The organism is Eisenbergiella tayi (assembly GCF_001881565.1).
Taxonomy (GTDB): Bacteria; Bacillota; Clostridia; order Lachnospirales; family Lachnospiraceae; genus Eisenbergiella; species Eisenbergiella tayi.
In genome coordinates, this window is sequence record NZ_MPDJ01000002.1 from 295662 (window position 1) to 322238 (window position 26577).

A 26577-nucleotide genomic window follows, 5' to 3' on the forward strand; every position below is an offset into this window, starting at 1 on the left:
CTATTTTATGGCAGCAAACCCGATCCTAGAACCGCCATGGGTCGCCGCAATTTCCGGAAAATCGACAGATATCGGGGGTTTTTGCAGTTTTAAGGTTGCAAGATGAAAATATCAGTGCTATACTATTTAAGTTTGATGTCAGTTGTATAATAATAAGGTAACTGTCCGAAACTTCTCCTGTAGCCCTTTGCGCGGGACAACATCGGAATAAACGGTATAGGAAGGGAATTTGAGTATGATTCAAAAAAGAGAAGATGTGAGAAATGTGGCTATTATCGCTCACGTTGACCACGGTAAAACAACTCTGGTGGATGAGCTTTTGAAGCAGAGCGGTGTTTTCAGGGAAAACCAGGATGTGGCGGAGAGGGTCATGGACTCCAATGCTATTGAGCGGGAAAGAGGTATTACCATTCTTTCCAAAAATACGGCCGTTACGTATAAAGGAACTAAGATCAATATTATTGATACCCCCGGACATGCGGATTTCGGCGGTGAAGTGGAACGTGTGCTTAAAATGGTGAACGGGGTTATTCTGGTGGTGGATGCTTTTGAAGGCCCTATGCCCCAGACAAAATTCGTGCTGCGCAAGGCTCTGGAGCTGCAGCTTTCCGTTATTGTGTGTGTGAATAAGATTGACCGTCCTGAGGCAAGGCCCATCGCTGTTGTGGATGAGGTTCTGGAGCTTTTCATGGATCTGGATGCCAATGACGAACAGCTGGACTGTCCGTTTGTGTTCGCTTCCGCCAAGACAGGAAGCGCCACTTTGAACCTCACGGTAAAGAATAAGGATATGAAGCCTCTTTTCGATACTATCCTGGATTATATTCCTGCCCCCGAAGGGGATCCTGATGCAGGGACGCAGCTGCTTGTGAGCACTATCGATTATAACGAATATGTGGGGCGTATCGGCGTAGGCAAAGTGGATAACGGCATCATCTCCGAAGGCCAGGAGGTCGTGATTGTAAACCATCATGAACCGGAAAAGCAGAAACGAGTGAAGGTGAGCAAGCTGTATGAATTCGACGGACTGAGCAAGGTTCCCGTCAAATCTTCTTCCATGGGATCCATTGTGGCGATTTCCGGAATCACGGATATTCATATCGGAGATACCTTATGCTCTCCTGAAAATCCGAAGCCCATTCCTTTTCAGAAGATTTCGGAGCCTACGATCGCCATGCATTTTATCGTAAATGATTCGCCTTTTGCCGGACAGGAAGGCAAATTCGTGACCAGCCGCCACCTTCGGGACAGACTGTTCCGTGAGCTGAATACGGATGTTTCCCTTCGGGTCGAGGAAACGGATACCACCGAAAGCTTCAAGGTTTCGGGCCGGGGCGAGCTTCATCTGTCCGTCCTCATCGAGAATATGCGCCGGGAAGGTTTTGAATTTGCAGTGAGCAAAGCGGAAGTTCTTTATAAGACAGACGAGCACGGCAAACGGCTGGAGCCTATGGAAACCGCTTATATCGATGTACCGGAAGCATTTTCCGGCAGTGTTATCGAAAAGCTGAGCCAGCGGAAGGGTGAGCTCGTCAACATGAGCGCTGCCAACGGCGGCTATACCCGCCTGGAATTCAACATTCCTTCCCGCGGCTTAATCGGTTACCGCGGGGAATTCCTGACGGATACCAAGGGGAACGGAATCATGAATACGGCCTTCGCGGGCTACGGCCCTTATAAGGGGGAAATCCAGTACCGTAAGCAGGGTTCCCTCATAGCCTATGAAACCGGCGAGTCTATTACCTATGGCCTGTTTAACGCCCAGGAGCGCGGAACCCTGTTCATCGGACCCGGCGAACGGGTATATGCCGGCATGGTTATCGGACAGAACGGCAGAGGGGAAGATATTGAGGTCAACGTATGCAAGAAGAAACAGCTGACCAATACCCGATCCTCCAGCGCGGATGAATCCCTCCGTCTCAGCCCTCCGAGGATTTTAAGCCTGGAGCAGGCCCTGGATTTCATAGAAACGGACGAGCTTTTGGAGGTTACCCCCAAGAACCTGCGTATCCGCAAAAAAATCCTGGATCCTACCAAGAGAAAAAGAGCGAATATAAATAGAAATTAATGCCTTGCAAGGCCGTCCTGCTTCCATTCAGCAGGACGGCCTTTTTATTTTTTCCATCCCTGTTGACATCAGTATCTAATGCAGTTATACTTTTATTATAAACTTTTATAAGTTATTGACAAAAGTTGCATAGGAGAATATGATATGGATTCCTTAACTGCCCGACCTAACATTTTAAAACAGGCCAACCTGTCCCTGATCCGACGCGTTATCAAAGCAAAGGGCACCTCAACCAGGGCGGAAATAGCCATTGAAACCAGGATCAGCTCCACCACCGTACGTTCCCTGCTTTCCGAGATGCTGGAAAACGGGGAAATCGAAAGCATAGGCCTGGATGAATCCAGCGGAGGCCGGAAAGCGCAGAGATACCGCCTGAATCCGGAATTCTGTTACGGAGCGGCCTTCTGCCTTTTTGAAGACCATGTGGTTTTTCTGCTGGTCAATATATATGGGGAAATTGCAGAAAAAGAAGAACTGAAAATTCAGGACGGGAATGTCCGTCAGACTCTTCTCTCCTTTCTGGATGATCTAATCGAAAAAAAGGAAATCAAATCTATCGGGCTCGGGGTTCCCGGTATTGTAGAAAACGGCTGCTACTGGAAAAAGAGCAAAGAAGACGGAAACATGTATAAGTCGGACATCGGTATCTTTCTGTCGGAGAGATATCAGCTCCCCGTGATTATGGAAAACGACATAAACGCAACCGCAATCGGCTTCGGACGCTGTTATGCCAAAGAATTCCCGGAAGAGAATCCGGAGGATACCAACATGGCTTTTCTGCATTTTGAAGAACACTGTGTCAGCGCGGGCTTCATCAGCGCAGGCCGTATCATCCGGGGCTGCGGCAATTTTGCCGGCGAGCTGGGCCTTCTGCCCGTAGATGCGGACAGGCTGCTCGACGAATGTATGATGGATCCCATGGATGATGTCCAGTATGTCAACCTTATGATAAAAATCCTCAGCTGGGTATGCGGCATCCTGAACCCGGCTTACATCGCCCTTGGCGGCCCGGCCCTGCGTCCCGACTGCATCGGCGCCGTCAGCGACGGGCTCTCCGCTCTTCTGCCGGGGCACATGGCAGCGGAAATCCTGTATTCCCCGGATGTACGCCACGATTACTATGACGGCCTGGCCTCCCTTACGGCCGGACGCATATTTGAAGAAATCCAGTTTATCAGAGAATAATCCCTGCTCACAGTTCAGGCGTAACCGCCCTCCGTGGCGGGCGTGACTTTTCTTACGAGCATTTCTGCCGGCATGTACCGGCGGCCTTCCGGCCGCCGGTACATGCCCCTTACTCTCCAAAACGCAATTCCATATTCTTCTGTTATAGTGAGGTTTAGATAAAAAACATAGGCGCCGCCGTCCGTGTCCCTGCCGCCTTTCGGCGCTGCCCGGTTCCCTCCTCCTTTCCCCTGCTGCACTGCAAGGATTCCTGTAAGGGGCGTATAAGCACGCCGGTCCTTAGGCTGCGTATTTTGCAGCCTTAGTACCGCTGCGTGATTATCCGAGCGAAAGCGTCCCCTGCAAGGAACCTTGCAGTGCAGCAGGGGAAAGGAGGAGGGAACCGGGCAGCGCCGAAAGACAGCAGGGACACGGACGGCGGCGCCTATGTTTTTTATCTAAACCCTGCTTGCTTCTGTTTGACTTTCCGGTTGAAAATCATTAAACTGATTACATACGCAAACGCTGCAAAGGAGGAACATATGGCTGATTCCAACATAACAAAAAACGCTCTCGCTTCTTCCTTAAAATCCCTGATGGAGCAAAAGCCATTTCAAAAAATAAATGTAAACGATATCTGTGAAGGCTGCGGCATGAACCGGAAAAGCTTTTATTACCACTTCAAGGATAAATATGATCTGGTAAACTGGATATTCTATACCGAATTTGTATCCCATATCCATGTGGAGCTTTACGACAACGGCTGGGATCTTCTGGTGGATGTATGCCGCTATTTTGAAAGCGAAAGGAACTTCTACCGCTGCGCCCTGGCGATTAAGGGCCAGAATTCCTTCCAGGATTATTTCCTTGAAATTATCAGGCCGCTGATCCCTATCTTTCTTTCCGACAGCTTAAAAACCTCTGAGGATCAGCAGTTTTTACTGAATTTCTTCTATGACGGGCTGATTTCCTCCCTGATCCGCTGGCTGTCCGAGGAAAATGAAACCACTGCCGAAGAATTCACAGGCCACCTGAAAAGTGTCCTTCTCCTTTTTGCCGAAGAAATCTTCAATAATCTGAAAGACACTCCTTCCGCTCCTCAGCCTGACTGATTTTTCTTTTTTTATTCCACCGGTAATGGCGGAAGGCCAGCACTCCCCCCGGAATACAGGGAAAAAGGAATGTGGCAAAACGGTACATGAGCGCCGCGGATACCGCGCTTACGCTGCCCGCATAGACTCCGAAAAACAGGGTGAATACATATTCCACGGAACCTATACCGGACGGCACGGGTATGACTGCCGCCAGCATCTGTATCAGCGCGGTCAGAAGCATGATCTCCGGCAGGCTCAGGGGAATCTTCCCCGCCAAAAATAGCCAGGGAACGGCGTACCAGAAGCTTACTTTCAATATATTCAAAAGGATAATGCATAACAGCTTTTTCGGGTTCTTCAGAAGAAGGCCCGCTTCTTTCTGGCAAAGCTCCGCTTGTTCTTCCAAAGCGAGAAGCTTTTCCTCCCATCTGCCCTTTCCTTTCTTTTTCAAAAAAGTAAAAATGACACTGCAGGCTCTTTTCCCTATCGCCACAAAAAGCAGGGCCGCAGTTACCAGTACGGTAATCAGACATCCCAGCAGCATCAGCTTCCCATATCCCCTGACACAGCTCTCCCCTTTTGCCATCAGGATCAGGAATCCGGCTATTCCATACGCCGCCACCGCTAATTTATACATAATATACTGTACCAGACTCATCCCCGTGGCTGTTCCGGCCTGTACCCCATAGCTGTTCAGATAATATATTTCCGCTATCCCGGAACCGCTTCCCAGCGTCACCACCCGGTAAAATTCACAGTAAAATGCACAGGCAATACCCTTTCCCCACGTGAATGCGGGCTGGCGCCGCAGAGGCTCATTCAGCCGGGGTTCATTCAACCCTGTCATCACCTGTATTATTTTACCTTCCGTAAGAAAATAACCTGCCGAAAGCAGGCAGGACATCCCGATCAGTATCGGAGAAGTCCTTGCCGCCTCCCGCAGGATCTCAGGTAAAACTTTTCGGTTCGCCACGCAGACCAGAAAGATAAGTGCCAGGACGAACAGCCATTTTCCCCAATTTTTACGTATTTTCAATGCACCATTTCCTTCTTCTTTCTTTTTTTCTCCATTTCCTGCTCCCACAGCTCATCCGCGATGGGCGCCCATTCTGCGGCGTATGCCTCACATTTTCCGCATAGATGATCCGCGCTTTCCGGGCACTGCAGATCCGTGGATTTTGCCCCGGTCCTTGCAACCATTTCCTGAAGCAGCTCCGGATTTTCCAGCATAGGGCAGGGACGCAGCAGATTATCGTTAAAAGGCTGCCCTTCCCGATAAGCCATAAATAATGGCTGCTTCAGTGCATCCAGCAAAGATACCTCCCTGATATTCGCCCCTGAATAATGGATGAATACACAAGGCTCCACATCACCGTTCGGATTGATATGACAGTAGTTCCTTCCGCCAGCAATACAGCCGCCTACAAACTGCCCGTCATTCTGGAAATCAAAGGCAAAAATAGGCTTTCCGCCCTCCAGAGCCCGGATCTCCCGCACTCTGTGGAACATATAGACCCGCTGCTCCATGGTGGGCATCAATTCCGGTGCCGCATCATTTCCTACCGGCATATAATGGAAATACCAGGCATACCGGCAGCCTTTTTCAATAATCATATCCAGGAATTCATCACTGGTGACCGCTTCCACATTATTTCTGGTGTAACAAATAGAAGTCCCGAATACCAGCCCGTGTGCTTTCAGCCGATCCATGGCTTCCATAACCCGTTCGAAGCAGCCGTCGCCTCTTCTTCCGTCATTCGCATTTTCAAAGCCCTCCAGGCTGATGGACAACGACAGATTACCCACCCGTCTCATTTCCTCGCAGAAAGCATCGTCCACCAGGGTACCATTGGTAAAAGCATGGAATTCACAGTCATCATGCTTCTCGCACAGACGGATAATATCATCCTTGCGCACAAGAGGTTCGCCGCCGGTATACATATACAGATATACTCCCAGCTCCTTCCCCTGCGTGATAATGCTGTCCAGCTCTTCATAGCTTAAGTTCATCCTGTTTCCATATTCAGCAGCCCAGCAGCCGGTACAGTGAAGGTTGCATGCACTGGTGGGATCCACCAGCAGCAGCCAGGGGATATTACAGTTATGTATTTTCCTCATCTGATTTATTCTTTTCGTTCCATAAAAGAATGCTTCAAAGCCCAGATTCAGTGCCGTCATTTTTACCACATGAGGATCCACTTCATTTAATATACGATCCGCATATTTCATCCACTTTCCGTCAGAATTCTTTACAAGCTCCCTGGCCTTGTCATAATCCTCCTTCTGTAATTTATCACCGTCCATAAATTTTTCAGCCAAATCAATCAGCTGGAGAAAACTTTTTTCCCGATCCTTTTTTACATGTTTTAAAGCCCCGTCAATAGCTACGCTGAATGCTTTCCGTTCCGCCTGATGTGCAAATTCCATAACTTCCTCCGTTCTGCGGACAATAGCCCCGCCTGTTTCCTTTGTAATTGTTATCTATATTTTAATTGTAAGAAAGCTCTCTGTCATTGGACACTCTTTTGTCTGTGTCCTTATTTGGGACAAATAAAAAATTTGTCCCATTTTCAGACAGATTGACAAAAATGTCTCTTTTAGTTACAATTACCGGCAAGTATGATACAATTAACAAAAGAACCAGAAGTATATAAATCAATAAAAATAAAAACAGGAAGTGATATCACTGAAAACAGAAAAAGTAACCTATTCTCTTATAGAAGCGGCTGTTAACCGCGGTATCAAGGAAATGCAGGAGGATCCCAAGCGGAGCGTCCGGAAGCTGGCTGATCTGGGGAACCAGTTTGCCAGGGGACGTTTCCAGAAAAGTTTCTTTGAATTGTCCCAGACTCTTCTTCAGGACGATGACTGTCCTTATTATACACTCCTTTCCAGGCTCACCGAAGAAATTGACCATGAAACCCTCAAACGCTTCGGCGTAAACCTGGGGTATACCAGCTGGACATATGGTGCACAGCTCATCCGTGCTTATGAAAAAGAGCATGGTTTTGAGGTACCCTGGACCATCTTTTTTCATTACCATCCCCAGGCTTCCTTTACTCTTTCCCACATGGACAGCCTGATCCGTGAGGGGCGCAGCATCGGCATCTTCACCTATTTTTTGCGTCTGGAAACCATTCCGGAGGATTGGAGCATACTGACGGAGCTGTTCTGCCGATATGAAAACAGCGCCTTTCTTTTATTCCTTCCCGACGAGGAACTGAATGAGGACGCGGCAGGCATTCTCTCCGAATGCCATAATGTCCTGATCTCGGCAGAGCTTTCCACCTGTTATAAGAAAAATATCAGTCTCCTGAAGCAGAAAAGCTGCCTGACGGCGAATCACCATTATTACCTGGAAACCGATGACGAAACATTGTCCAGCCAATTGAAAGGCTGTGAATCCCCCTTTCTTTTCCTCCTCGCCCAAAACGGCTGCAGCCCTGCGGACCAGGAGCAGCTGGCTGAATCCGTTTATCAGCTGCGCTGTCATCCTAAATATCCGGTTTTTCCCATGGAGCTTTTTACGGACCATAAAAGAATCGATCACATTATTTCCGGAAAAACCTGTTTTATGGAAATAAATTCCGACGGAACGTTTTCCCTCCCTGACGGCAGCCTTCTTTCCGTCCTGGAGCCTGAGGCCTCCCTTCCGTCCCTTCTCCGTGAAATCACCTTAACGGCCTCCTGCGAAACCTGCAGCTGACACAGGAAACTTTTTTTATACAAAAAAAACAGCCTGCCCCTTCCCCGGCGTCGTTCTGCCGTTGGATAGGGTATGGCTGTTTTTTACTGACAGTTTCAGTTAATTCCTGTTATCGCAAACCCGCTGTCTCTTCCATCATCCTTCTGGAAAATAATATTGGGCTTTCCTTCCTCCGCTCCTAATACATATTTGCCTCCGTCCAGTTCTTTCAGATCAAACAGATTGGTGCCGAGCACCGCCTTCACCCGTTCCTCCGTGAGGATATCGGACGCCGGAATCTTCAGGAAATCACCGCCGCTTTCCACCACCTGATCCTTTTCTCCAAGGTTTACGTAAACGGGATAACCCGCCAGCTCGGAAAGGGCATTAATGTCCCTGTATTTACAGGCAAAAAGCACATCTGCAGCAAAGGAAAGGGCTTCTCTGTCGGCCGCAGGCTTCCTACTGCTGTCCGTCACGCTGGAAGCCATGCCGTCCTTGCAGGAAACAGTAACGGCCTGACCCAGAAGCAGGCCGTCCGCAGTGTCCACCACATCCTCCGTCTCCGGAAAGCTCACCGCATACATCTTTCCTTCCGCCGTATCAATCACCATGCTGTTCATTGCCGCATCCACGATAATACCGTCATAGGTGCCTGTGGGCGCCATTTCAATTTCCTCGGCTTCCATATCATAAGGAACGCTTTCCTGTGTACTGCTTTCCTCCTGAGAGTTTTCCGCCTCATTGCTCTCCTGCTGCACCTGGCTGTCTTCCCTTCCCGAAGTCTCTGTCTGAGCGATGCTTTCGGCGGTCTGCTCCGCATTTTTGCCGCATCCGGCAAATAACAGGACAGAAGCTAAAATTCCTGCCGCAAGCGCCGCATTCCCCGCCTTTTTACTCCATCTGAACCTTTTTTCCATCATACTATTTATCTCCTTTTCCGCTATGCTTCCTTTAAAATCAAAGCAACGGGACAATGATCCGAACCGAAAACATCCTTATAAATCACCGCATCCTCCAGCCTTTCCTTCAGCTGCGGGGATACCAGGAAATAGTCAATACGCCATCCTGCATTCTTTTCCCTGGCATGGAAACGATAGGACCACCAGGAATAAGCATCTTTCAAATCCGGATAAAAATACCGGAACGTATCAATAAATCCATTCTCCAGAAGAACGGAAAACTTTTCTCTTTCCTCATCTGTAAAACCCGCATTTTTCCGGTTGGTCTTAGGATTTTTCAAATCAATTTCCTTATGGGCCACATTCAGATCCCCGCAGAAAATCACCGGCTTTTTCTCTTCCAGCTTCTTCAGGTATTTCAGGAACTCCTCCTCCCAGGTCATCCGGTAGTCCAGCCTCGCCAGCCCATCCTGGGAATTAGGAGTATAAACCGTCACCATATAAAAATCCGGGAATTCCAGAGTAATGACCCTTCCCTCCTGGTCATGCTCCTCGAGCCCCAATCCGTACGAAACGGACAGAGGTTCTTCTTTCGTAAAAATTGCGGTCCCCGAATACCCTTTTTTCACCGCATAATTCCAGTACTGATGATATCCCGGCAGTTCCAGGGAAATCTGCCCTTCCTGAAGCTTACTCTCCTGAATACAGAAAATATCCGCATCCGCTTCCTTGAAAAAATCCATAAAGCCCTTGCCCATACAGGCTCTCAGGCCGTTTACATTCCATGACACCAGTTTCATTCCGATCCTCCTTCTTCATCCATTCCTCTTTTGCTAAAACTGCAGCAATACGGTGGCAATCTGGAAATAAATCACCAGAGACAACGCATCCACAATTGTCGTTATAAAAGGACTCGCCATAACCGCCGGGTCGAAGCCGATTTTCTTAGCCAGCATAGGAAGGCTGCAGCCCACGATCTTTGCCACAAAAACCGTAACCACAAGGGTTATGCAAATCACAAACGCCACCTGGACAGCCACCCTGTCAAACAGCATCAGCTTCACAAAATTAGCCGCCGACAGCGTAACACCGCACAGCAGCGCCACCCTCGCTTCCTTCCAGATTACCCCGGGCAGATCATAGAAGCGGATCTCATCCAGGGAAATACCGCGGATGATGGAAACACTGGCCTGGCTTCCCGCATTTCCGCCCGTATCCATCAGCATGGGAATAAAAGTTGACAACACCATACAGGCGCTCAGCGCCGATTCATAGCTGGCGATAATCCGCCCGGTAAAAGTGGCCGACACCATCAGAAGCAGCAGCCAGGGAATCCTTTTTTTCCAGGTTTCAAGCACACCGGTTTTCATATAAGGCTTATCGCTCGGCACGATAGCCGCCATTTTTTCAATATCCTCTGTGGCCTCTTCCTGCAGGATATCAACGATATCATCTACCGTAATAATACCCACAAGCCTGTTTTCATTATCCACAACCGGCATGGCCGTAAAGTCGTATTTCTGGAACTGCCTGGCAACCTCCTCCTGATCCATCATGGTGCTGATAGAAATAACATTCTCATGCATGATATCAGAAATCACTTCATCCGGCTGGCTCAGAAGCAGATACCGCAGGGCCACCGTTCCCACCAGCTTCCTCCGGCTGTCCAGCACATAACAGATATTAATCGTCTCACTGTCCACCCCGATTTTACGGATTCTGGCAATCGCCTCATCCACAGTCAGGTTTTCCTTCAGATCCACATACTCCACCGTCATAATGCTTCCGGCGGAATCCTCCGGATAACGAAGCAGATGATTGATATCCCTTCTTGTCTCCGGACTGGCGTTTGCCAGGATTTTCTTTACCACATTCGCAGGCATCTCTTCCATAAGATCCGCCGCATCATCGGCCATCAGATTATCCACAATATTAGCGGCATCTCTGTCCGACAGGGATGTGATGATAAACTGCTGATTATCCACATCCATATACGAAAAAACATCCGCTGCCAGATCCTTCGGAAGAATACGGAAAACCTTCAGCATATCCTGTTCTTCCATTTCCTCCAGCAGCGCTGCAATATCTGCATCATTAAGCTCCGACAGCATCTGGCGAAGCCTTGTATACTGCTTGCTGTCAAGCAGTTCTCTTATTACCTTGCGTTCTTCCATGACAATCTCCTTCCGGCGGTGTCATGACAGCTTTCAGGCATGGATCTGCCCCAAAACGGGCACATCCGGCAGCTTTCCTGCAAAGCTCCTTCCCCGCCTTACCTGTAATCGTTATCTGACTGCAACTTCGCCCGGGGACCGGAACATCACTGCTTCCTGCCGTTTTGCTCTTCATTAAAACCACCACCTTCCGGAAATTTATTTTTACCTTAATACCAGTTTTAAATACTCATTCACTATACCTTTACAATTACCCTTTGTCAATAAAATAGTATCTGTCAACTGCTTCCAGCACGGCCCTTCCCCCCGTAGCCTCCGTCAGCTCTTTTTTCAGACGCTCCTCCTCCTCTGCCGCAACCACAGTCTCCAGCGACACCCGGTCCGTATACTCCGCATTCTCCTGCAAAAGCCCCCGCTTCCCCAGGATATACTGAATACGCCCGATATCCGAATAATCCGTCCCGATCCGAAGCCGCGTCCCATACCGCATAACAGCCACCCTGCTGTTTTCAAGCCCCGCCTTCACCGCCGCCCCATAAGCCCTTACCAGACCCCCGGTCCCCAACAGCGTCCCGCCAAAATACCGCGTCACCACCACCGCAACATTACAAATCCCTTCCCCCAGCAGCACCTCCAACATAGGCCTCCCCGCCGTCCCCGAAGGCTCCCCATCATCACTACACCGCGTCAGCTCAGCCCTTCTCCCAATCACAAAAGCCGAACAATTATGAGAAGCATCCCAATACCTCTTCTTCATCTCCTCAACAAAAGCCACCGCCTCCCCTTCCGTCTCCACCCTCCTGACCTCCGCCAAAAACCGAGACCTCTTCTCCACAATCTCCCCCGTCCCCCCTTCCAACACACATTTATATGGTAAGAACTGCTCCCACTTTTCCATAAAATTACCTCCTTACTTTCTATCACTCTATCCATATTATCTTACCATACCCACCCCAATAATGTATATTCCATTTCTATTCCCTTCCCCTCTCCTTTCTTATCCACTGCCTACCCCGGTTCGAGTCCCCATCCCCGCCCGCCGCCCCGGCTGTTTCCCTCGCCCCTGGCAACCGTGCCGTCCTATGGTTCCTGCGGGACCGCGTATCCTATATAGCCCAGGCTGCATCTCAAAGAAAAGGAGCGGTTTCTTACTGTTTTGATCCTGTTCTTCACTGCCCGCCCTTAGCGGCGCTGTCTGACGACCAAAGGGAGGAGTTTAAGCCGCGTTGGCAGCGAAGGACAGGAACAAAACAGTTAGAAACCGCCCTTTTTTTTGTCTGCAGCCTGGGCTATATAGGATACGCGGCCCCGCAGGAACCATAGGACGGCACGGCTGCCAGGGGCGAGGGAAACAGCCGGGGCGGCGGGCGGGGATGGGGACTCGAACCCCACACCCCCTCATGTTTAAAACCCTCTAATATTGTGAACAATTCTTAATATGGAAGAAAAACCTTTATTTACCTGTCCACATTTGCTATAATCTATTAGGTAATGCCATTTTGGCCCATACTGAAATGGCCCCGAAATGGGACATTACAGGTTGTTTTTTATGGAACCATCTCCATGGAACTTCCAGTTTTAGTAAGGAGGCATAATTCATGAATTATGGCAAAAGAGGTGCCGCAAAGAAAAAAAAGGCACTGCGTTCCAAATCAAAAAAATGGAGCAAACGATTTGCTCTTACCTTTTTTAAAACCATTTTACTGGTCATCCTGGCTGCAGGCATCATTGGTATCTGCGGGGGCTTAGGCGTAGTCAAAGGCATACTGGCCTCAGCACCGGATATTTCCAATATTGACGTATCCCCCACAGGCTTCTCCACCTTCGTATACGATACCGAAGGAAACCAGATTGCCAAGCTTGACGCAGAAGGATCCAACCGGGTTCCCGTAAGCATGGACAAGATCCCCGAGGATCTGGCCCACGCCTTTGTTGCTATCGAAGACGCACGGTTCTATGACCATAACGGAATCGATATCAAGGGTATTCTCCGGGCCGGCTTCATCGGGCTCACCTCCGGTCACTTTTCCGAAGGCGCCAGCACTATCACCCAGCAGCTTATCAAGAACAACGTTCTTACCAGCTGGACAAGTGAAAGCGAAAAGGCCTTTGCCGTTAAAGTAAAGCGTAAATTCCAGGAGCAGTATCTTGCCATCAAGCTCGAAAACGATATGGATAAGGATAAAATACTGGAAAATTACATGAATACCATCAATCTGGGACAGAACACCCTTGGTGTCCAGGCCGCATCCAAACGGTATTTCGGAAAAAATGTCTATGAACTGAACCTTTCCGAATGTGCCGTCATCGCCGCCATCACCCAGAATCCTTCCCGCTACAATCCCATTACCCACCCGGAAAAAAATGCGGAGCGCCGGGAAAAAGTACTTACCAACATGCTGGAACAGGGTTACATCAGCCAGTCCGAATTTGACGCGGCCCTGGCGGATGACGTATACTCCCGCATCCAGACAGTGAATGAAGAAACCGGGGAAAACGCCATCAACTCTTATTTTGTGGATGCCCTGACCGAAGCTGTCATGGACGATCTGGAAGCTGCCGGCTATTCGGAAGCCCAGGCCTTTTCCATGCTTTATACCGGCGGCCTGAAGATATACAGCACCCAGGATCCCACCATCCAGTCCATCTGTGATGAGGTCTGCTCCAATGAGGAAAATTATCCCCAGGGAACTACCTGGTACCTGAATTACCAGCTGACCATTCAGCGTTCCAACGGGGAAAATGATAATTTCAGCAAGGAAATGCTGGAGGATTACCTGAAGGAAAACGGAAGCGATAAGAAATATCCTCTCCTTTTTCCCTCCCAGGAGGATGCCTATGCTGCCGTTGAAGCCTATAAGGCATCTCTTCTTCAGGACGGAGACGAGGTGATTGCGGAGAGTATCTCCATGACGCCTCAGCCGCAGATTTCCATGACTATCGAAGATCAGTCCACCGGAAATGTGGTCGCCATCGTGGGCGGACGCGGGGCAAAAGAAGCAAACCGTACCCTGAACCGCGCAACCTCCACTACCAGGCAGCCCGGTTCCACCTTTAAAATTGTTTCCACCTATGCCCCCGCGTTAGACAGCGCCGGGCTTACTCTGGCGGATGTATTTGTGGATGCTCCCTTTAATTATGCCAACGGAAGGCCGGTTTCCAACTGGTACAGCTCCGGTTACCGGGGAACCTGTTCCCTGCGGGATGGTATCCGGGATTCCCTGAACATCATCGCCGTAAAGACTCTGACCTACATCACTCCTCAGAAGGGCTTTGATTACCTGCAGAATTTTGGTTTTACCACTTTGATAGAGCGGGAAGAGAAAAACGGCCAGACCTTTTCCGATATTACACAGTCCCTCGCCCTGGGCGGTATTACCTATGGTGTTACCAATCTGGAGCTGAACGCCTCTTATGCGACCATCGCAAACGGCGGGACCTATATCAAACCGAAGCTTTATACTAAAATCGTGGATCATGACGGAAATATCCTCATCGATAATACGGAAGGAGAACGCCGCCAGGTTATCAAGGAAAGCACCGCTTTCCTCCTCACAGATGCCATGGTTGACGTAGTAACCTCCGGAACCGGAGCCAGCGTGAATTTCGGCGGTATGTCAATCGCCGGCAAGACAGGTACTACATCGGATTACAACGATGTGTGGTTCTCAGGCTATACGCCTTATTATACCTGTACTACCTGGACAGGCTATGACAACAATGCCAAGCTTTCCGGTAAGAACGGGGAACGGAATCTGGCTAAAACTCTTTGGCGGGCTGCCATGAGCAAAATCCATGAAAACCTGGAAAACAAAGCCTTCAGCGTTCCTGCCGATATTGTAACCGCCACCGTTTGTTCCCAGTCCGGCAAGCTTCCTATTCCCGGCATGTGCGACGAGACCTTAAAAACCGAGTACTTTGCCAAGGGTACGGTTCCTTCGGATACCTGCGACGTACATTACCAGGGCAGTATCTGTGAATATTCCGGCCTGCCCGCCACAGAGCTTTGCCCGTTCCAGGTACCGGGTACCATAACCATGCCGCCTGCCCTGGATGCTTCTCTGAGCGGAAATGCAAACACAACGGAGGAAGGCACTGCGGTTCACTGTCCACATGATGCCACTTTCATGTCCGATCCCAACGCGGCGGCAGTCATTGCCCAGCAGCGCATGGAATTGGATGCAAGAAATATGCTTGCCAATTATGATATTCAGATGGCCAACCTGCAGGCAGCTCTGCAGAACGCCCAGACCGTACTGGTAAGCGCCCAGCAGCAGCTGGCCGCAGCCGTGGATCCTGACAGTCAGGCAGCCGCACAGAATGCGGTCAACCAGGCTCAGCAGGAAATTGAAAACCTGAACGCCCAGATTGCTGCGCTTCAGAATGCCTATGCATTACAGCAACAGCAGCAGGCCGCCGAACAGGGCGGAGAAGGACAATAGCAGTCCTAAGTGTTCCTGTATAAGAATGAATGAAAAAGAGAAGGTTACTGGTAAGATTCCCGGTGCCTTCTCTTTTTTCATTTCCTTATTATAAAACAATCTCATATTTAGTAATGTCCAAAACAGTCTCCCCCTTGCAGGAAAAGGAAATCCCCTCCGCTTCAAGGGGCGTATAAATCAGGGAGGTCATAGCCTGTTCCCCGTCATTCACGAACAGCTCCACCGTATATTTGTCCAAAAGCAGCCTGAGCTTCAGCTTTCCTTCTTTTGTATCCACATACATGGAACGGGTACACAGCAGATCCTTTTTCAGTCCGCTGCAGGTCCGGTCCGTGGTGAGCGTACCCTTCTCTTTCTCATAGGAGATGGTCGTCTCACAGCCTTCTCCCACAGCAAGATGGATGGTAAAGGAAGCGCTCCGGCTCACATCTGCCTCCACAATCATATCCAGGACTCTTCCCCGGATTCCATCCAGTTCCAGAGAGCCTTGCTGTTCCGACAGCCTTATGCCTTTACAGGATACTTCCTTCTGACGGTAGTTTTCCAGCTCCCTCACCGGGTTCTGAATCAGCCTTCCTTCCCGTATTTCCAGTTCTCTTGGGATGGTCATCATTCCCGACCACAGGAAATCCTCCGGTGTCATGTAGTTGTCCCAGCTTTGCAGCCAGCCCACCATCACTCTTCTTCCGTCTTCCGTTTCCACCGTCTGAGGTGCATAGAAATCCAGGCCGCAGTCCACACTTCGTGCCTCTCCTCTCAGGAAGCTCCTCTTTTCCCGGTCATAGGTTCCCACAAAATAAATGGAGTTATTTCCGTTATGGAATTCCAGTCCCTCCGCACGCATGAACTGAGGGGACACTATCAGCACCTGCTTCCCATCCAGCGGGAAAAAATCGGGACACTCCCACATTTTTCCGTACCGTTTTCCATTGGTATCCAGAATGGACTCAAACCTCCACTCTTCGGCATCCTGAGAAGAAAACAAAGCTATCTGCCCGCTTCCGTCAGCTCCCAGACTGCCGACTGCGGCATAAAAGGTATTTCCTTCTTTCCATATCCTGGGATCCCTGAAATCCTCCCCGGAACTTCCTTCCGGCAGCGCGTCAGCGGTGATCACAGGATTGGCAGGAAGCTTTTCATAATTTACCCCGTCTCCGACGGCAATACATTGTGTCTGGCGAAGGGTATGGCTCCCGTCCGCTTCCACTCTGTCCAGAACACCGGTATACATCAGAATATGTTTCCCCTCATGCTCCACTGCACTTCCCGAGAAACAGCCCTGACCGTCATATTCGGTATCAGGAGCCAGGGCACAGGGCAGCTGTTCCCATTTGATAAAATCCCTGGTTTTCTGATGGCCCCAATGCATGGGCCCCCACACAGAGCTGTAAGGATGATACTGGTAAAACAAATGGTATTCTCCCCGATAAAGGGAAAAACCGTTGGGATCATTCATCCAGCCCACCTCCGGCGTCAGATGGAAAACACATTTCTGCCCGTCCGGAATCTTTTTCCCCACTTTCTCCTCATAGCTTCTCGCTCTGTCTAAATTACTGCTCATTCCACCGCTCCTTATATCGCTTTCTTCTTTTCCGTATCCGATTTCCCTTACCTGGGCCAGCGTTCCTTCCTCTCCATCAGCTCTCCGAACGGCTGGTGAGGCTCCGTCTGATACCAGTAGGCTACCGTCGCCACATCGTCCTGACGTTCAAATAGGCCTCCGTGATATACACCAATCTGCTGGACTGTCACCTTCAGATCTTCCTCAAAGATCACCGGATCCTGAATATGCCACCGATAGAAGCTGCGCTGGGGCATCTGATCGTCGTTGTGGTAATCATTATGCAGGAAGGTATCGTGATGGGAATAGTAAGGATAGCCCAAAAACGGCGTGCAGAAGGTATTTTCCACTGTGCGGCCGTTTTCCTGCGCTGCAAAGCTCCATGCCCCGCCGAAGTAATCTTCTGTTCCGGTCCCGCAGATGGTAGGGTATTCCTCATCCCCGTCAATATAGAACTTCACTTCCCCTTCTCCGTACCAGTACCTCTCCAGGGTGGTTAACGCCATATAGGTTCCCACATACTGGCCGCGTCCCTTCACACCGTCCAGAATCACATAATCCTTTGCCTTCTCCGTAAAGCGCTGACGCCTCCAGACGGCATGAAAATATCCCGTCTCTGCCGGCAGCTCATCCAGCAGACAGTAATCCACCTGATAAAAAAACGCATTTACCGCCTCATCACATTGGTTTTCGATGGTAATCTTCGCCTTTTTTCCGAAAGGCATGGAAAAATAGGAATTAAAGCCTCTGGTGGGATTCACCGCAATGGGAAGGGAATTCACCGGATAGGATACCCCGAAGCCACAGCAGAAAAAGTCTCCCAAAGGGCTTTCCACAGAAGGAGTCTCCTCACCGTCCCAATACATCCGGAGCACCAGATCCCGCAGGATATAACGGTTCCTGTCGCTGGTACGATCCGTTACCGTAATCCATATATGCTGAATTACACCAGGGCCGTCCATCTCCGCAAGCGTCACCGTTTCTCCCGGTTCCAGGCAGGGAATACAGGGTGAGCCTTTCCGGGAAGGCCCCAGATCACTGGCCGCCATCCCTCCTTTTCCTTTTTCACCGGTCCGGTTCTCCCAGTTAATCGTCCTGCTTCTGCCTTTTCTGAGCAGCGGCAGGGAATCCAGACTTCCCATAAACATATCAATGTCCTCCTTTTTGCATTGCCTGCTTTTAAGAAAGCAGGCAGAAAATACTGCCTGCGGTTATTCCCGCGGTCAACAAGCCAAACGGGCAATTTATGAATCGTTTCATATTGTTTTCATCGTAACATCGGGGACTGATTTTGTCAATCCTTATTCTGCAGACAGCCGCCTGAAAATTAAAGGAACCGTTGAAAAAGGGCATCCTGCCAACTCTGTGCCAGGATGCCTTGTTTTTTACTTTCTGCAGATAACCTTCTCCTCCGGGATTTCCTTCACGCAACCCCTTCCCGGTCAGCGAAGCAGAGAATCCTTATGCCCTTTCCTCCGTTTGCATACGGAACCTCACATACATAAAGTACCATTCCATGACAGGGATCTTATAATAAGGGCGGAAGGTCCTTATCTCCTGTAGATAGGGGCATACATGTCCCGGCAGGGTACGGAACAGCATCTCCTTTTCATCCACACAGGTGATCCATTCCTCCGGCTTTTCCATATCCCCGTCAAATAAAGTCATTTTATCCGCCGCCAGCACCACCGGGCCGAACATCAGCGCCGCAATGTCCTTATTTTTCTCATCAACGGGCTTGAATTCCAGGCGGAAAGGACAGGTTACGGTAATCACATCATCCTCCTGCCATACCCGCTCCAAAACAGCCCAGCTGTCCGGTAACGGCTCCAGGCCCGAATCCTCTCCGTTCACGAGAATCCGGTTTTCTCCCTTTGCCCAGTGGGGGATCCGGAAAGAAATGCAGAAAGGAAGATCTCCTCTTGTCTGTATCCGGAATCTCCGTATCGGCGATACATCCTCTTCGGAACAGTTCTCCAGCACTGCCTTTTCTCCCCTGATAGTAAACTCCGCCCTGGATTTCATATACTGGGATACGTAGATTCCCTCTTCGTCCGTATAATAAAGCATATTGGCATATTCCGCCACATCCTGGGGGAACGTCCCGGTACAGCACTGCCATTCAAAATTGGCCCCGTTGCCCTGAAGCCTTCTGTCCTGGACACTTTTTACCGCGCCGTCCACAAAATAATCCGCATAATACATCACATGTCCCTGAGAATCAATCGGCGGCTGACCGGCCACACCATTGATCAGCATCTGCTCGGCCCAGGCGCCATATTTCGCTTTTCCGGTAATCCGCAGCAGATAATTGCAGATTTTGAACACGGCCCAGGCGCAGCAGGAAACCTCGCAGCTGCCCCAATTATCGTTCCTGCCTACAAGGCCTCCTCCGAAATTGCGGTAGACAGGGCTTTTCCTGGTAGGATCCCAGGAATCCTTCAGCATCTCTCCCAAAAAGCCTTCTTCTTCGGCAAACAGGCACTCCGCAGGCCCATAGCCGCCGGTTGCATAGGTATGCCTTTCCGTAATTTCCGTATAACCATTCTCAATGGCATCCAGATAGTATTTCTTCCCCGTCACCTCATAGGCCATGGCGGCACTGGAAAGGCTGTTTACCTGACTGTAGGCATGGCGGGGCCCTATGGCGGAATCCTTATTGTTGAGCTTATCCCACAGATAGGTATAATCCCATTCCTGTGCAAAATCCAGGTATTTCTGCTCTCCGGTAAGCTGATAGGCACGATACAGATTTTCCGGAAGGGTGTACCATTCGATCATATTATTTTCACATAATTCCGGCCCCTGCAGCCCGTCCCTGGGAATATCTCTTTTAAATCTTGCCGCCGCGCTGTCGGTGAGTCCGGAGCAATAGGCAAGGCCTTTCTCGTAGCCCAGATTTTCATACATATCCAGGAAACCGCCCAGCAGCTTTTCATATACATAGGTGTCATTGCAGTCGAACACCTTCTTATTGGCAGCGGCACATTTTCCCCATTCATCCGCCAGATATACCGCTTTTTCCTTCAGCCGGTAATCCCCTGTCACCGCATAAAGCTTGGCAAAAGCTCCCAGCTTCTGCCCGAAGGTGGAGGCTCCGTTTCCGTACCAGCCCGTCAGCCCTTCTCCGGGAGCCTCCAGCCCGGCCAGCGTCCTGAAATAATATAAAAGAGAGTCATTGGGTATCGCAAGATAGGTTTCCGCTGTCTCCCTGCGCTGTCTCTCCCACAGGCTGTTTTTCAGTTCCACATTCCGATATCGGAAGTCTTTCAATCTGTCCATATCTTCTCCCGTCCGTGCGTTATCGCGCACTCTTATCAGCCCTTCACCGCTCCGATCATCACGCCCTTTTCAAAATATTTCTGTATAAAAGGATACACGCACAGAATCGGCAGGGTGGATACAATAATAACCGCATATTTTACCTGATCCGCAGCGCCCTGGGCATAGCCTCCCTGCACGCCTCCCACTCCGCTGGAAAACGCCTGATTCAGCAGGAGGATTTCCCTCAGTATGATCTGGAGCGGCGCGTTTTTGGCATTGCTGTTAAAAAGCAGCGCATTGAAGAAATCATTCCAGTGAAATACCGCATAATAGAGAATCAGCACGGAAATGACCGCCTTGGACAGCGGCAGGACCACCTTTACAAAATAATTGAAATGAGAACAGCCGTCCAGCACTGCTGCCTCATACAAATCCTCCGGTATGGAATTTTCAATGAATGTCCTCGCAATGATCAGGTTATAGGTATTGACCGCCACAAATATGATGAGTATTGTTTTGGTGGATATCAGTCCCAGCGAACTCACCGTCATATAGAGGGGAACAAGCCCGCCGCTGAAAAACATGGTAAAAACGAAATAAAACATCACCTTGTTTCTCGCCTTGAAATTCCTCCTGGATAAGGCGTAGGCTGCCGGCATGGTCACCGCCATATTCAAAATCGTTCCCGCCACCACATAAAGGATGGTATTGGCATATCCCATCCAGATACGGGCGTCATCCATAATCTGCTGGTATCCATAGAACCGGATATCCTTCGGCATGAAGGTAACCTTCCCCAGATTTACCATATTGGAATTGCTGATGGAAGCAATAATAATGAACCACAGCGGATAGGCAATGATAAGGAATACCAGAATACTCAGGATGAGGACGGCTGCGCCGAATATTTTATCCGGCCAGTTAAAGGATTTTTTCCCTTCTGTCACAGGATTTTTCTTTTTATCTGCCATATTTTCCCCCTCCTACATCAGTCCGGTGCCGGTTGTCCGTTTGGATATATAGTTGGTTACCAGCAGGAATACAAAGTTGATTACCGTGTTGAACAGACCCACAGCCGCTCCGAAGCTGAACTGGGAAGATTTGATGCCCACCGTGTACACATAGGTGGAAATAACCTGGCTCGCCCCCAGATTCAGGCTGTTCTGCATCAGAAAGACCTTATCGAACCCCACATTCAGGATATTGCCCATATTCATAATGAGCAGAATCATGACTGTGGGCAGGATAGCCGGAAAATCAATATGTATCATTGTCTGCCACCTGTTGGCGCCGTCAATCTTACATGCATCGTACAGCTGTGTATCCACAGAGGAAAGGGCCGCGATAAAGATAATACTGTTCCATCCCATGGTCTGCCAGACGCCGGACAGCACATACAGAGGGACAAAACAGGATTCCTTCCCTAATATGTTCGTATCCCTGGAAACGATATGCAGGCTTTTTAAAAAGTTGGCTATGACGCCGCTGTCATTGGCAAACATAATATTCAGCATGGATACCAGGACCACCACAGATATGAAATAAGGAATGTAAACAGTGGTCTGTACCGTACGTTTCCATTTGGGACTGCGGATCTGATTGATAACCATGGCCAGAATAATGGGAACCGGAAATCCTACGAGAATGCTGGTCGCAGAAATTACGAATGTGTTTTTCAGAGTCGTCCAGAACATGGGACTCTCAAAATACTGTCTGAAATATTTCATCCCCACGAATTTGCCGCCTGTAATGCCGGCTGTAAAGCTGTATTCACGGAATGCCAGCTGGATGCCGTACATGGGGACATAGCAGAAGATCAGGATATACAGCATGGCAGGGAACAGCATGATCCACAATTGCCAGTTATGCCGGATATATTTTCTGATCCCCCTGTTTGCCCCGTCAGCGGCATTCTTATCAGGAACTGTCAGTCCCTTGGACTTCACGCTCATATGATCACCTTTCTTTCATACAGAATGTGGGATGTAAAAAACACATCCCACAATTCTGTTAATCTGTCCTTTTTGAAGCTTATCCGTATTTATTTTCCCAGATAAGCATCAAAAGCCTTCTGTCTGATTTCCAGTATCTGAGGAAGTCCGGCATCATTGACATTTTTCACATATCCGTCCCAGTCGGCATCAATATCCGATTCTCCTGTCATCCATAAGGACCAGTAGTTATCGATAATATTGTTGATATTAGCCTGCGTGAGAGCCATTGTATTCTGATCCTCCTCCGAATATTTCATAAACATCTGAGGATAGGTATCTGATTCGCTTGCTTTGGCGATCACATCATCATATATTTTTCTTTCTTCCAGCGCATAGGTCATATCCTGAGCCATTTCGATTTCCGTATCTCTGCGGATATACATGGGCGCATTATCTGCCATGGTGCTGGTCCATTTCCAGGTACCGGGATCCGTGTCGGGATCCAGGGGATCCAGAACCTTGAAGCTGTTGTCGCCGGTCTGTTCCACACAGCCGTCGGATATCCCGCCGAAAAGTCCCTGTACGGAAACGGCCGGATCATAGAAGCAGTCGATAAACCGAACGGCAGCCTCCACATTCTTACAGTTCGCGCTGACACAGACTCTGTTTCCGGACATATTCAGACCGGTATAGTCATCTCTCCAGCGTGTATCATAGGTTCCGGGTTCGCAGTCTATATCGTACTCCAAAGCGGGTACAGGTACATACTGGCTGTAAAGGGTAGGCCCGAATTTATCTGTTTCCTCCCAGCCGAATACACATCCCACCAGGGCGTCTCCCTTTTCATTCCCGCGGGATAAGGACTGGAATGCGGAATAATCATTGGAAATTGCATTGGTATTGATCAGTCCGTTGGCATAAAGGTCCGCCACATATTTCATGAACAGCTTATACCGCTCGTCCACTGCATAGCACTTGATCTGACCGTCTTCCGCAAAATAAGCATCCGTCCCCCAGTTGGTGAGCTGAATCCCGAGAGAACCCACAAGGTTGGTCAGGGAGTACGCGCTGTTAAACCAGCCGTTATTGGCTCCGGCATTGAAATCCATGGGTATTTCATCGCCCGGATCCCCGTTTCCGTTTGCATCCTGTTCCTTAAAGGCCATAAGCACGTCCTTCAGTTCTGAATAGGTCGTGGGCACTTCTTTTCCTACGTTATCAAGCCATTCTTTATTAATGAACATAACCGTATTGGTAGAAGGCCATTTTCCCTGGAATTTGGGAAGTCCGTAAATCTTTCCTTCCATTGTGGTTGCCAATGTTTTGGTATCGGGCTCTTCTTCAAACATCGCCGTGATATTAGGCGTGGTTTCCGCACTTATGTAAGGAGTCAGATCCATAAACAGTCCGGCATATTTGGTGTAATCGGAATCTATGGTTGCGTTAAACAATAAATCAGGGACATCCCCTGCCGCAAAACGGGTGGATTTTACGGTTTCCCAATCGGCCCGGATCTGCTCCCATTCAATTTCCACTCCCGCTTTTTCTTCGATTTCGGATACCCACTTCATATCCGTGATATCCTTAGTCAGAGCGTGGGATATAATCAGCGCTTTCAGCTTCACCACTTCGCCTGTGGATGCGGTATCCTCTCCGCCTCCTCCATCCCCCGCAGGAGCAGCGGTTTCCGAATTACCTGTACTGCCTGTCGTGCTGTTCGTACTTGAACTGCTTCCGCAGCCTGCCAGCAGTCCCGCAAGCATCGCTGCTGAAAGAACAAGTGCCAATACTTTCTTTTTCATTCTTTTTCCTCCATTCTTTATTTTGAAACTTCACGATTATCGTGTTATTTCCTCTTTTATAAAGCTCTATATTCTGTAAAACGTCTGGTTTTCTCTTGCGGATTTCCTTTTGTTTTTCCGTTTCCTGCGGTTCATACGAATTCGAAAGTATAAAATAATGACCATGCTATTTTTTTCACACGGTGCAAATATTCATCTTATTCACTATGTTTTTTAATTATCAGCTGTATTTTTTCACAGTAATCACATATGTGTTGTAGCCTTTATGTATTTTTTATGGGTATATCTTATAATTACATTTACTTTTCGTAAATGTCATAAAGATACATTAAGTGTAAAAAGGTTATGGGTTCCTTTTTCCGCAAAGAAACCCACAACCTTTTTACACCAAACCCAACCTTTATACACCTTGTATATTTTACTAGCTTTTTATATACTATTTTTATGCATTATTTACTATTTTCCATTTTATTCCATCTATAAATTACCTGTTTTCTGCCTCTCCCGCAAACATCAGATTTAATTACGTCGACTATGAAACAGTATTACAGCATATACAAGCGGTGGGATTTCCTATATAACAGGATAAAGATACACCTGTGGTGTTAAATTTCAGCTTAACACATGATATTTTCAGGGTCAGAATTGTGAACATCAATACTTTCAGAAAGGAGGGTGCTGTTGAAGGCCTATGAATTTACAATCGATAAACCTCTTGAATATGTCTGCACCGGTAAATTTGAAGCGCTCTCTCCTAACTGGATTCATGAAACCGCCGATTTGACGGATTATGAGCTTTTTGTCATATCCAAAGGCCCTTTATACATCTCCTACCAGAACCAGGACTATACCGTTAATACAGGTGAAACTCTCCTTCTCCCTCCGGGACAGCCTCCCCTTGACCTGCGCCGCGGCTTCAAGCCTTCCGACTGCAGCTTTTACTGGATGCATTTTATCTCCCCTCATCCGCTCACCCCTGTAATTCCTGAAGACGGTTCCCCGGAAACGCTCGGCTATCTGACGGAAAATAACATCCGGCTCCTGATTCCCCAATATTGCCGGACACTGAACACGGAAAAAATCATCGTTCTGATGAAGCAGCTTCAGGATGCCGTCCGTTCCAATTATGACCGCCTGACCATTAATTACATGACCACTCTGGTTATGTGTGAAATCCATAACCAGCACCTCAAGCAGCTCAACATGGGAGCGCCTACCAAAACCCAGCGGCAGATGTTCCAGGATATTCTGGATTACATAAAATGTCATATTCATGAAAATGTTCGGGTGTCGGATATCGCCCGCTGTTTCGGATACAACGAAAAGTACCTTTCCCATATGTTCAGTTCCATCGCAGGCTTATCCTTAAAGAGGTACATAATGAAAGCGAAAATTGATGAAGCTAATTTCATGCTGACCGATACGAACATGACAATCCTGGAAATCAGCAGCGCCCTGGGCTTCGCCGACAGCCATAATTTTATGAAATTCTATAAAAAACTCACCGGCCTGACTCCGAGTGAATACCGGAATGCCTTTTCAAAACGGATGCTTTTCCATCAATAAAATCTGACAGACATAATTTATCCTCAGCCTTTACAACAGAACATATGTTCTGTATAATAAAAGGCAGGAGAGTGATATTTATGGATAAGAACAGGGAGTATTTTATTATTGAAAACCACAGTATCATTAAAAAAGTACGTATTATTAAATTTATCGGCGGGCTTTATACAATAAATATCGAAGGCACCTCAAAGTATTTGCGGGTACATCCAAGCAGAATTTATTCCACCTATACGGATGCCTCCGGGGCCGCCGGTTCAGGGAAAAACAATTTTGGAACAGAGCGGATGAAGAATGGGCAATTACTGTAAAAATTGTTATTTTTAAAGTTTAATTTTTACTTAATTTCCATCATTTTTATCTTTTTTAGGATATAATGAAGATGAGGTGATGAGAAAATTATGATTGATGTTTTAGATTTTCTGTTAGGTGTTTTTGAGTTTGGATATGATTTATGGGAATATGTCAGACGCAGGAAAAAGAAGTGATCGATGTGCTGACATTTTATATTTGTGCCTATACTGCCTGGCCGGCCCCTGTTTTATAATTTCCGGAGCTGGAGACAAGCTGTGTCTCCGAATATATAAATTCAGAGACACGTTATTTCCTCACTGCATTTCTTTACTGCATAACTGCAGTTCCTATTCCTGCCGTACAAGTATCTCCGCCACCTGTAAATCGGTTCTCGTCGGATCCTCCTCCATAAGAGCGACGACCTTTCCCACATAAGAAGCATCTAATTCCAGATTTTCTGCAATCATTTGTACATTAAGGTTCTTTTGTCTCTTCTTACGTATTATGGCAACAATTTTGGATAAAGTGTACCCCTTGTCAAGGACAAATTTAAGAAGAAGGGATACTATGTTCTGAATAGATATTGTTATATTTCTTCTTCCTTTTCTGGTTCATTTATTATTCCTC

Annotated in this window: 20 protein-coding genes; 7 read left to right on the top strand and 13 right to left on the bottom strand. The window is 48.4% G+C overall.

Annotated features, from left to right (window positions below):
• The first annotated feature begins 235 nt into the window (after window positions 1–235).
• Window positions 236–2068 (top strand): translational GTPase TypA, encoded by a 1833-nt coding sequence (gene typA / locus BLA28_RS09890; RefSeq protein WP_071699086.1) that lies wholly within the window; start codon window positions 236–238, stop codon window positions 2066–2068.
• Window positions 2069–2212: 144 nt separating this feature from the next.
• A complete protein-coding gene (locus BLA28_RS09895; RefSeq protein ID WP_071699087.1) occupies window positions 2213–3253 on the top strand; it encodes an ROK family transcriptional regulator in 1041 nt (346 codons plus the stop codon).
• Between the two features lie 14 nt (window positions 3254–3267).
• Here the strand turns inward: BLA28_RS09895 and BLA28_RS09900 are convergent, their stop codons facing one another.
• Window positions 3268–3492, bottom strand: a complete 225-nt coding sequence (locus BLA28_RS09900; RefSeq protein WP_069156806.1) for a hypothetical protein — start codon at window positions 3490–3492, stop codon at window positions 3268–3270.
• A 282-nt stretch (window positions 3493–3774) separates the two neighbouring features.
• Between BLA28_RS09900 and BLA28_RS09905 the strand changes: the two genes are divergently transcribed.
• Complete coding sequence (locus BLA28_RS09905) at window positions 3775–4344, top strand: TetR/AcrR family transcriptional regulator C-terminal domain-containing protein (protein ID WP_044967692.1); 570 nt, start codon at window positions 3775–3777, stop codon at window positions 4342–4344.
• On the opposite strand, the gene BLA28_RS09910 is transcribed toward BLA28_RS09905, so the two are convergent.
• Both BLA28_RS09910 and BLA28_RS09915 read right to left on the bottom strand, forming a co-directional pair.
• A complete protein-coding gene (locus BLA28_RS09910) occupies window positions 4301–5362 on the bottom strand; it encodes a lysylphosphatidylglycerol synthase transmembrane domain-containing protein (protein WP_069156805.1) in 1062 nt (353 codons plus the stop codon). The two genes, BLA28_RS09905 and BLA28_RS09910, sit on opposite strands and share 44 nt — an antisense overlap.
• Window positions 5359–6753 carry a radical SAM protein gene (locus BLA28_RS09915; protein ID WP_069156804.1) on the bottom strand — a complete coding sequence of 465 codons (1395 nt, stop codon included), beginning with the start codon at window positions 6751–6753 and terminating at the stop codon, window positions 5359–5361. Before BLA28_RS09915 ends, BLA28_RS09910 begins: the two co-directional genes overlap by 4 nt.
• Window positions 6754–7003: 250 nt before the next feature.
• Here BLA28_RS09915 and BLA28_RS09920 point away from each other — a divergent pair, with 250 nt between their 5' ends.
• A complete protein-coding gene (locus BLA28_RS09920) occupies window positions 7004–8032 on the top strand; it encodes a hypothetical protein (protein ID WP_069156803.1) in 1029 nt (342 codons plus the stop codon).
• Window positions 8033–8127: 95 nt separating this feature from the next.
• Here the strand turns inward: BLA28_RS09920 and BLA28_RS09925 are convergent, their stop codons facing one another.
• The 4 genes from BLA28_RS09925 to BLA28_RS09940 all read right to left on the bottom strand — a co-directional run bounded on the left by BLA28_RS09925 (window position 8128) and on the right by BLA28_RS09940 (window position 11985).
• A complete protein-coding gene (locus BLA28_RS09925; protein WP_069156802.1) occupies window positions 8128–8934 on the bottom strand; it encodes a hypothetical protein in 807 nt (268 codons plus the stop codon).
• A gap of 20 nt (window positions 8935–8954) precedes the next feature.
• Window positions 8955–9713: an exodeoxyribonuclease III gene (xth, locus tag BLA28_RS09930; protein WP_009255600.1), complete on the bottom strand. Its 759-nt coding sequence runs from the start codon at window positions 9711–9713 to the stop codon at window positions 8955–8957.
• Window positions 9714–9746: 33 nt separating this feature from the next.
• Complete coding sequence (gene mgtE / locus BLA28_RS09935) at window positions 9747–11087, bottom strand: magnesium transporter (protein WP_016360278.1); 1341 nt, start codon at window positions 11085–11087, stop codon at window positions 9747–9749.
• Between the two features lie 250 nt (window positions 11088–11337).
• Complete coding sequence (locus tag BLA28_RS09940; protein WP_069156801.1) at window positions 11338–11985, bottom strand: YigZ family protein; 648 nt, start codon at window positions 11983–11985, stop codon at window positions 11338–11340.
• 700 nt (window positions 11986–12685) lie between these two features.
• Here BLA28_RS09940 and BLA28_RS09945 point away from each other — a divergent pair.
• Entirely contained in the window at window positions 12686–15529 is a 2844-nt protein-coding gene (locus tag BLA28_RS09945) for a transglycosylase domain-containing protein (RefSeq protein ID WP_044969179.1), read from the top strand.
• An 88-nt stretch (window positions 15530–15617) separates the two neighbouring features.
• Here the strand turns inward: BLA28_RS09945 and BLA28_RS09950 are convergent, their stop codons facing one another.
• From BLA28_RS09950 to BLA28_RS09980, 6 genes are all read right to left on the bottom strand, one after another.
• Window positions 15618–17090: a glycoside hydrolase family 32 protein gene (locus tag BLA28_RS09950; protein WP_069156800.1), complete on the bottom strand. Its 1473-nt coding sequence runs from the start codon at window positions 17088–17090 to the stop codon at window positions 15618–15620.
• Between the two features lie 47 nt (window positions 17091–17137).
• Window positions 17138–18238 (bottom strand): glycoside hydrolase family 172 protein, encoded by a 1101-nt coding sequence (locus tag BLA28_RS09955; protein WP_069156799.1) that lies wholly within the window; start codon window positions 18236–18238, stop codon window positions 17138–17140.
• Window positions 18239–18551: 313 nt separating this feature from the next.
• A complete protein-coding gene (locus BLA28_RS09965) occupies window positions 18552–20372 on the bottom strand; it encodes a beta-L-arabinofuranosidase domain-containing protein (RefSeq protein WP_141702900.1) in 1821 nt (606 codons plus the stop codon).
• Window positions 20373–20407: 35 nt separating this feature from the next.
• Complete coding sequence (locus BLA28_RS09970; protein ID WP_069156796.1) at window positions 20408–21325, bottom strand: carbohydrate ABC transporter permease; 918 nt, start codon at window positions 21323–21325, stop codon at window positions 20408–20410.
• Between the two features lie 12 nt (window positions 21326–21337).
• A complete protein-coding gene (locus BLA28_RS09975) occupies window positions 21338–22306 on the bottom strand; it encodes an ABC transporter permease (protein ID WP_025483407.1) in 969 nt (322 codons plus the stop codon).
• An 89-nt stretch (window positions 22307–22395) separates the two neighbouring features.
• Window positions 22396–24090, bottom strand: a complete 1695-nt coding sequence (locus BLA28_RS09980; protein WP_044969190.1) for a type 2 periplasmic-binding domain-containing protein — start codon at window positions 24088–24090, stop codon at window positions 22396–22398.
• A gap of 681 nt (window positions 24091–24771) precedes the next feature.
• On the opposite strand from BLA28_RS09980, the gene BLA28_RS09985 reads away from it, so the two are divergent.
• Both BLA28_RS09985 and BLA28_RS09990 read left to right on the top strand, forming a co-directional pair.
• Window positions 24772–25656: an AraC family transcriptional regulator gene (locus BLA28_RS09985; protein ID WP_044969191.1), complete on the top strand. Its 885-nt coding sequence runs from the start codon at window positions 24772–24774 to the stop codon at window positions 25654–25656.
• 80 nt (window positions 25657–25736) lie between these two features.
• A complete protein-coding gene (locus BLA28_RS09990) occupies window positions 25737–25967 on the top strand; it encodes a hypothetical protein (protein ID WP_141702899.1) in 231 nt (76 codons plus the stop codon).
• Window positions 25968–26577 lie beyond the last annotated feature (610 nt).

Coding starts and splice junctions, on each gene's coding strand:
- typA (WP_071699086.1), top strand. CDS start 236: ATGATTCAAAAAAGAGAAGATGTGAGAAATGTGGCTATTATCGCTCAC.
- BLA28_RS09895 (WP_071699087.1), top strand. CDS start 2,213: ATGGATTCCTTAACTGCCCGACCTAACATTTTAAAACAGGCCAACCTG.
- BLA28_RS09905 (WP_044967692.1), top strand. CDS start 3,775: ATGGCTGATTCCAACATAACAAAAAACGCTCTCGCTTCTTCCTTAAAA.
- BLA28_RS09915 (WP_069156804.1), bottom strand. CDS start 6,753: ATGGAATTTGCACATCAGGCGGAACGGAAAGCATTCAGCGTAGCTATT.
- BLA28_RS09925 (WP_069156802.1), bottom strand. CDS start 8,934: ATGATGGAAAAAAGGTTCAGATGGAGTAAAAAGGCGGGGAATGCGGCG.
- xth (WP_009255600.1), bottom strand. CDS start 9,713: ATGAAACTGGTGTCATGGAATGTAAACGGCCTGAGAGCCTGTATGGGC.
- mgtE (WP_016360278.1), bottom strand. CDS start 11,087: ATGGAAGAACGCAAGGTAATAAGAGAACTGCTTGACAGCAAGCAGTAT.
- BLA28_RS09940 (WP_069156801.1), bottom strand. CDS start 11,985: ATGGAAAAGTGGGAGCAGTTCTTACCATATAAATGTGTGTTGGAAGGG.
- BLA28_RS09945 (WP_044969179.1), top strand. CDS start 12,686: ATGAATTATGGCAAAAGAGGTGCCGCAAAGAAAAAAAAGGCACTGCGT.
- BLA28_RS09950 (WP_069156800.1), bottom strand. CDS start 17,090: ATGAGCAGTAATTTAGACAGAGCGAGAAGCTATGAGGAGAAAGTGGGG.
- BLA28_RS09955 (WP_069156799.1), bottom strand. CDS start 18,238: ATGTTTATGGGAAGTCTGGATTCCCTGCCGCTGCTCAGAAAAGGCAGA.
- BLA28_RS09965 (WP_141702900.1), bottom strand. CDS start 20,372: ATGGACAGATTGAAAGACTTCCGATATCGGAATGTGGAACTGAAAAAC.
- BLA28_RS09970 (WP_069156796.1), bottom strand. CDS start 21,325: ATGGCAGATAAAAAGAAAAATCCTGTGACAGAAGGGAAAAAATCCTTT.
- BLA28_RS09975 (WP_025483407.1), bottom strand. CDS start 22,306: ATGAGCGTGAAGTCCAAGGGACTGACAGTTCCTGATAAGAATGCCGCT.
- BLA28_RS09980 (WP_044969190.1), bottom strand. CDS start 24,090: ATGAAAAAGAAAGTATTGGCACTTGTTCTTTCAGCAGCGATGCTTGCG.
- BLA28_RS09990 (WP_141702899.1), top strand. CDS start 25,737: ATGGATAAGAACAGGGAGTATTTTATTATTGAAAACCACAGTATCATT.